Below are 6,496 nucleotides of genomic sequence, written 5' to 3' on the forward strand. Positions count from 1 at the left end.
ATGCACTTTCGTCTCCTGGGGCCGGTCGAGGCCGTACGCGGCGAGGAGCCCGTGAGTCTCGGCGGCACCAAGATCCGGACTCTGCTGGCCGCGCTGCTGCTCGAACCCCGCCGCACCGTGCCCGCCGACCGGCTCATCGACATCCTCTGGGACGACGACCCGCCCGGCACCGCGCGGGCGCTGGTGCAGACGTACGTGTCCACGCTGCGCCGCGCGGTCGGTGACGAGGTCGTGGTGACCCGGGCGCCGGGCTACCAGGCGTGGGTCGAGGACGACGCCCTGGACCGGCACCGGTTCGACACCCTCGTCGCCGAGGGGCGCGCGGCCGCGGCCGACGGCCGGCACCGGGACGCGGCCAACGCTCTGCGGGCCGCGGAACTGCTGTGGCGCGGGCCCGCGCTCGGCGGGGTGCGCAGCCGGATCCTCGACGCCGAGGCCGCCCGCCTCGACGAGCAGCGCATCGCCGCCGTCGAGGCCAGGATCGCCGCGGAACTCGAACTCGGGCGCAACGACGAGCTGATCGGGGAGCTGACCGTCCTGGCCGGGCAGCATCCGGCCCGCAGCACGCTACGCGCGCACCTGATGCTCGCGCTGTACCGGGCCGACCGCACCGGCGAGGCCCTCACCGTCTTCCGGCAGGCCCGCGAGGCACTGGTCGAGGAGCTCGGCATCGAGCCCGGCCCTGAGCTGACCGCGCTGCACGAGCGGATCCTGCGGGCCGACCCGGGGCTGCTCGGCCCGGAGCCGGCCGCGCCCCGGCCGTACCGGCGCGGGGGCCCGGCCCAGTTGCCGCCGGACCCGGCCGACTTCGTGGGACGCGAGTCGCTGATCGAGGAACTGGAGACGGCACTGACCGACGGGCCGGCCGTGGTGGCGCTGCTCGGGCCGGGCGGGGTCGGCAAGTCGGCGCTCGCGGCCCACGTCGCGCACCGGGTCATCGCCGCCTACCCGGACGGACAGTTGCACGCTGACCTGCGCGGCAACACCGACACCCCGGCGTCACCGGCCGAGATCCTGGGACGGTTCCTGCGGGCTCTCGAACCGGAGCAGGCCGTACCGGACGGCGCCGACGAGCGGATGGACGCCTACCGCACCCTGCTGGCCGGCCGCCGGGTCCTGATCGTCCTCGACGACGCCGCCGCCGAACCGCAGGTCCGGCCGCTGCTGCCGGGCAGCGGCGGCTCGTCGGTGCTGGTGACCTCCCGCAGCCGGCTCGGCGGCCTGGCCGGCGCCCGCCTGGTCGGGCTGGACCTGCTCTCCACCGCGGAGGCCACCGACCTGCTGACCCGGGTCGCCGGGGCCGACCGGATCGCGCCCGCGCCGCAGGCCGCCGCCGAGATCGTCGCCGCCTGCGGGAACCTGCCCCTCGCGGTCCGGGTCGCCGGGGCCCGGCTGGCCAGCCGCCGCCAGTGGACCGCGGCGCTGATGGCCACGCGACTGCGCGACGAACGCCGCCGGCTCGACGAGCTGTCCGCGGGTGACCTGCAGATCCGGATGAGCATCGGGCTCAGCTTCGACAGCCTGGACCCGGTCGCGCACACCGCGATCTGCTGGCTCGGGCACCTCGGATTCTCCGACTTCCGGTCCTGGGTTCTCGCCTACGCCCTGGACGTCGACATCCTCACCGCCGAGCAGATCCTCGAACAGCTCGTCGACGCCCACCTCGTCGACTACACCTATGTGGACGACAACGGTCAACTCCGGTACCGGCTGCACGACCTGATCCGCATCTACGCGCGGGAGCAGGCCGAACGGCACCAGGCCCGGGACGCCTTGATCGCCGCCACCCGCCGGGTCGTCGAAGCCTGGTCGGCGGCGCTGAGCCGGCTGTCGCAGCACATCGCCGACCACGTGACCTCGGGGGCGGTCCTGCCGATCGCGCCCCGCCCCGGCGCCGGCGCCGACCCGGAGGTGCTGGGCAGCGCCGCCGACGATCCGCGCGGGTGGCTGAACACCGAGCAGACCTCGCTGGTGCTGGCCGTCGAACGCGCCGCCGAACTGGGCCTGGCCGAACAGGCCGTGGCGGTGGCCTCGGTGCTGTGCGCGTCGCGGTACGCGCTGGGCAACGTGCCCGACCTGTGGAACCGGGCCCACCGCGCCGCGCTCGGCGCCGCCCGGGCCGCCGGGGACGCGCACGCCGAGGCGGTGCTGCTGGCCGAACTCGGGCAACTGCGTTACGAGCAGGACGCGTTCACCGAGTCCCGGCAGCATCTGGCCGAGGCGGCCGAACGGTTCCGTGACCTCGGCGACGACCGGGGCCGGGCCAGCGCGCTCAGCGCCCTCGGGCTGGCCTGCCGCGAGCAGGGCTACCTGCCGGAGGCGGTGCACTTCCTCAAGCAGGCCTCCGAGCTGGCCGAAGCGCTCGGCGACGACCGGGCCGCCGGGCACTGCGCGCGGGTGCTCGGCTCGGTGCACCTGGAACGCGGTGAGTACCAGGCGACCGACGAGGCGTTGAACGCGGCGATGGCGGCCTACCGGCGGGCCGGGAGCCGCCGCGGGGAGGCGTTGTCGCTGCGCACGATCGGGCTGGCCCATCGGGCGCAGGGGCGGCTCACCGAGGCCGAACAGGCACTGAACCGGGCGCTGGCGATCTTCGAGGAGCTCGGGGACAAGCAGTTGATCGCGTTCTCGCGGCGGGCACTGGCCAAGACGTACGTGCGCATGGGTCGTCTGGAGCAGGCGCGCGAGCCGCTGCAGGAGGCCCTCGCGGTGCACCAGGCGACCGGCGACCGCTGGGGCGAAGCCATGGTGCTGCGCACGATGGGCGAACTGGACCTGGCCGCCGGGCGGCTCGACGACGCGGGCAAGTGGCTGGGCGCCGCACTGGCGATCTTCCGTGGGCAGGAGGCGGCGCTGTTCTGTGCCCGCACCCTGCGCGACATCGCCGCGCTGGAACTGGCCCGCGGGGACCGGGCCGCCGCCGAGACGGCCCGCGCGGAGGCGCTGCGCACGTTCCGCACGTTCGGTGCCCGCGAGTACCAGGAGCTCTGTACCTGAACTACAGAGAACCTGCAGAGGACTCCCCGACAGTGGTGTGTTGCCCGCACAACCACTCCTCAGGAGCCCCCATGTCCCTCGATGAGTCAACCGAATCCCTGGTCGACGTGGCGGCGTCGGCGCCGCTGACGGTTCCCCCCGGCCGGCGAGCCCTGCTGCGGTTCGGGGTGGTGGAACGACTCGTGGTCGCCCAGAGCCTGCTGCCGCGCTCGGTCCAGCTGGTCATCGTCGCCGGTCACGGCGCCCAGGACGCCGTGCACCGCACCGGCGGCGCCGTCGACCTCACCCTGTTCTCGGTCGACGACGGCCCACCGGCCGACCTGCCCTGCTGCCACGGCGGCGCCGTCGAACCGGCCGCGCCCGGATGCCTGCAGCTGCTGGGCGGCGCGCTGAGCGCATCCGGGCTGGTCAACGACCCGCGGCGGTGGTGGCACTGGTCCTACGGCGACTCGCCGTGGGCGCTGATCACCGGTGCGGCGCACGCCCGGTACGGCCCTGTGCCGCGGTTGTAGAGCTTCTACAGGGGATCTCTGGCGCCCTCCTGGAATGTCATCGGTGCCCGCCGATGACGGCGGCTCCGACCGAAGGAGAGTCCGATGAACAGCATCCTTTCCCGCAGCGCGACGATCGCCCTGGCCGGCCTCACCGCCACGATCACCCTGGGCGTCCCGGCGCAGGCCGCCGCCGGCAAGGGCGACGTCGCCACCCCGCAGGCGACGACCGCGGCCGCCGCGGTCAGCCCGGGCTCGGCGATCGGCCGGCCCGAGATCCTGGCCCGGGCGCAGACCTGGGTGAGCGCCGAGGTGCCGTACAGCCAGGACGTCTACTACGGCGGGTACCGCACCGACTGCTCCGGCTTCGTGTCGATGGCGCTGCGGACCAACGGCAGTTACTGGACCGGGAACCTCAACGAGATCGGCACACCGATCGCCTTCACCTCGCTGCAGCCGGGCGACTTCCTGAACTACCACAACCCGGCCAACCCGACCAACGGCTCGCACGTGGTGCTCTTCGACAAGTGGGTCGGGGCGGTCGGCGGGGACTTCTGGATCTACGAGCAGGTCGAGCCGCACACGAAGCACCGCAAGTGGTCGGAGACCAGCGGACGGGTGCTCAGCAACTACAAGCCGATGCGGTACGTCAACGTCCAGGAGAGCACCGGCACCGGGCTCGCGGCCGGGGACGTGACCGGGGACGGGTTCGCCGACGTGATCGGCCGGCGGCCGGACGGGACGCTGTCGCTCTACCCGAACAACGGGGCCGGCGCGGCCGCTCCCTACGGGCCGAACTACCAGGTCGGCGCCGGATGGCAGGCGTTCACGACGATCCGGATCGCGGACGTCACCGGCGACCACAAGGGTGACGTCGTCGCCGTCCGGAACGACGGGACGCTGTGGCTCTACACCCACGGCGGGGACAACAACGCGCCCTACGCCAGCGGGCAGCTGATCGGCACCGGGTGGGGCGGGTTCCGCAACGTCTCCGTCGCCGACGTCACCGGCGACGGCAAGGCCGACGTCCTCGGCGTCACCTCCGACGGGAAGCTGCTGCTCTACACGCACAGTGGGGACAACAGCTCGCCGTACAGCACCGGACGGCAGGTCGGGGACGGGTGGGGCATCTTCACCCAGGTCACCGCGGCCGACGTGACCGGGGACGGCAAGGCCGACATCCTCGCCTCCGGCAGCGACGGGCAACTGCGGCTCTACGCCCACACCGGGGACAACAACGCGCCGTACAGCACCGGGCCCCAGGTCGGCACCGGCTGGCAGCAGTTCGACCGGGTCAACGCCGCCGACGTCAACGGCGACCAGCACGCCGATCTGCTCGCGACCCGGCCCGACGGGACGCTCTGGCTCTACGCCAACACCGGGGACAACAGCCACCCGTACGACAGCGGCGCCCAGATCGGCATCGGCTGGAACAGCTTCTCCTGACCCCCGCACCTCTTCGGTTCAAAGGAGAACCATCATGACCAGTAGCTTCGTCCGTCGCGCCGCCATCACCGCCCTCCTCAGCAGCGCCTTCCTCCTCGGTACGGTCGCACCCGCCCACGCGTACGCCACCGCGGCCTGCAGCTCGGCCGGGGTGACCGCCGCCGACAACGCGCTCGCCACGTCCCTCAACCCGCGACTGCAGGGCAAGATGCGCAACCAGATGACCGGATACCGGGTGTCCTGCGCCCGGGCCGTCGCCGCCGCCGTCCAGGCCCGCGGGCTCGACGTCCGCGCCGCCACGATCGCGATGGCCACGGTCATCGTCGAGACGAGCATCGAGAACATCTCCGAACAGGTCGACCACGACAGCCTCGGCCTGTTCCAGCAGCGCGCCTCGTGGGGCACCGCGCAGCAGCGCCTCAACCCGGCGTGGGCGACCAACGCCTTCCTCAACAAGATGCTCAGCCTCTACCCGGACGGCTCGTGGCGAACCCGGTCGGTGGGCGAGGTGGCGCAGGCCGTCCAGGTGTCGGCCTACCCCAGCCGGTACGAACCGCAGGCCGCGGACGGGGCGGTGATCGCCGGGGCCCTGTTCGGCGGGTCCGGTGGTGGGCTGGCGGCCGGGGACGTGACCGGGGACGGGTACGCCGACGTGATCGGCCGGACCACGGACGGGAACCTGCTGCTCTACCCCAACAACGGGGCCGGCGCGGCCGCCCCCTACGGCCCGAACCGGCTGGTCGGAAGCGGATGGCAGACGTTCACGACGATCCGGATCGCGGACGTCACCGGCGACCACAAGGGTGACGTCGTCGCCGTCCGGAACGACGGGACGCTGTGGCTCTACACCCACGGCGGGGACAACAACGCGCCCTACAGCAGCGGGCAACTGGTCGGTGACGGGTGGGGCGGGTTCCGCAACGTCTCCGTCGCCGACGTCACCGGCGACGGCAAGGCCGACGTCCTCGGCGTGACGGCCGACGGGAAGCTGCTGCTCTACACGCACGGTGGGGACAACAGCGCCCCCTACAGCACCGGACGGCAGGTCGGCGACGGATGGGCCGGGTTCATCCACGTCACCGCGGCCGACGTGACCGCGGACGGCAAGGCCGACATCCTCGCCTCCGGCAGCGACGGGCAACTGCGGCTCTACGCCCACACCGGGGACAACAACGCGCCGTACAGCACCGGGCCGCTGGTCGGGACCGGCTGGGCGCAGTTCGACCGGGTCCTCGCCGCCGACGTCAACAACGATCAGCACGCCGATCTGCTCGCCACGCGGCCCGACGGGACGCTCTGGCTCTACGCCAACACCGGGGACAACAGCCACCCGTACGACAGCGGCGCCCAGATCGGCATCGGCTGGAACGGCTTCGCCTGACGCACCGCCCCAGACACGATGGCCGGACTCCAACGGGGGAGCCCGGCCATCGCCGTATACCGCGCCCGCCGCCATCCCCGCGGCCCGGGGGGGGGGGGGGGGGGGGGGGGGGGGGGGGGGGGGGGGGGGGGGGGGGGGGGGGGGGGGCGGGGGGGGGGGGGGGGGGGGGGGGGGGGGGGGG

At 73.5% G+C, this 6,496-nt stretch carries 4 protein-coding genes; all 4 read left to right on the forward strand.

Annotated features, from left to right (window positions below):
• Nucleotides 1-2,997, forward strand: coding sequence for a BTAD domain-containing putative transcriptional regulator (locus ACH442_RS43030; protein WP_396343940.1), 2,997 nt, complete (start codon nucleotides 1-3; stop codon nucleotides 2,995-2,997).
• 71 nt (nucleotides 2,998-3,068) lie between these two features.
• Nucleotides 3,069-3,509 carry a hypothetical protein gene (locus tag ACH442_RS43035; protein ID WP_396343941.1) on the forward strand — a complete coding sequence of 147 codons (441 nt, stop codon included), beginning with the start codon at nucleotides 3,069-3,071 and terminating at the stop codon, nucleotides 3,507-3,509.
• 84 nt (nucleotides 3,510-3,593) lie between these two features.
• On the forward strand, nucleotides 3,594-4,934 hold the full coding sequence (locus ACH442_RS43040) for an FG-GAP-like repeat-containing protein (protein WP_396343942.1): 1,341 nt from the start codon (nucleotides 3,594-3,596) through the stop codon (nucleotides 4,932-4,934).
• Nucleotides 4,935-4,968: 34 nt separating this feature from the next.
• The gene (locus ACH442_RS43045; RefSeq protein WP_396343943.1) at nucleotides 4,969-6,315 is read left to right on the forward strand and encodes an FG-GAP-like repeat-containing protein; all 1,347 of its coding nucleotides are present in this window, start codon (nucleotides 4,969-4,971) and stop codon (nucleotides 6,313-6,315) included.
• Nucleotides 6,316-6,496 lie beyond the last annotated feature (181 nt).

The organism is Actinoplanes sp. NPDC020271 (assembly GCF_044388125.1).
Classification (GTDB): Bacteria; Actinomycetota; Actinomycetes; order Mycobacteriales; family Micromonosporaceae; genus Actinoplanes.

Bases quoted from the DNA above. Each gene is read 5' to 3' on its own strand.
- ACH442_RS43030 (WP_396343940.1), top strand. From the start codon at position 1: ATGCACTTTCGTCTCCTGGGGCCGGTCGAGGCCGTACGCGGCGAGGAG.
- ACH442_RS43035 (WP_396343941.1), top strand. From the start codon at position 3,069: ATGTCCCTCGATGAGTCAACCGAATCCCTGGTCGACGTGGCGGCGTCG.
- ACH442_RS43040 (WP_396343942.1), top strand. From the start codon at position 3,594: ATGAACAGCATCCTTTCCCGCAGCGCGACGATCGCCCTGGCCGGCCTC.
- ACH442_RS43045 (WP_396343943.1), top strand. From the start codon at position 4,969: ATGACCAGTAGCTTCGTCCGTCGCGCCGCCATCACCGCCCTCCTCAGC.